This is a genomic window from Joostella atrarenae, assembly GCF_021764745.1.
Classification (GTDB): domain Bacteria; phylum Bacteroidota; class Bacteroidia; order Flavobacteriales; family Flavobacteriaceae; genus Galbibacter; species Galbibacter atrarenae.
This window is the reverse complement of record NZ_JAETXX010000052.1, coordinates 1-480: the sequence shown is the minus strand read 5'-3', so window position 1 is coordinate 480 and position 480 is coordinate 1. Positions and strand designations below refer to the sequence as shown.

The following is a 480-nucleotide window of genomic DNA, read 5'->3' as shown; positions in this document are numbered from 1 at the left end:
AGGACAAAATGATGTTACTGGTTGTTGGGGAGAAGCTATCAATATATCCTATACTGTTAATTTAGAACCTGAAATACCGAGTCTTCCAGAAGTGACTAATGAATGTGGTAATACGGTATTAACAAAGGGAACACCTCCGAGTGGTATTACATGGTATTGGCAAAGTACATCTACTGGAACCTCTACTTCGAATGCATCTGAAACAATTAGTTTAGATAGTGGTTCGGAATATTATTTAAGGGGACAAAATGATGTTACTGGTTGTTGGGGAGAAGCTATCAATATATCCTATACCGTTAATTTAGAACCTGAAATACCGAGTCTTCCAGAAGTGACTAATGAATGTGGAAGTACGGTATTAACAAAGGGAACACCTCCGAGTGGTATTACATGGTATTGGCAAAGTACATCTACTGGAACCTCTACTTTGAATGCATCTGAAACAATTAGTTTAGATAGTGGTTCGGAATATTATTTAAG

The 480-nt window shown here is 37.1% G+C and carries 1 protein-coding gene; it reads left to right on the top strand.

Translation table 11 applies throughout. The features are described 5' to 3' along the window. On the top strand, nucleotides 1-480 hold a 480-nt coding region (locus JM658_RS17040), incomplete at both ends, for a hypothetical protein (RefSeq protein WP_236961107.1).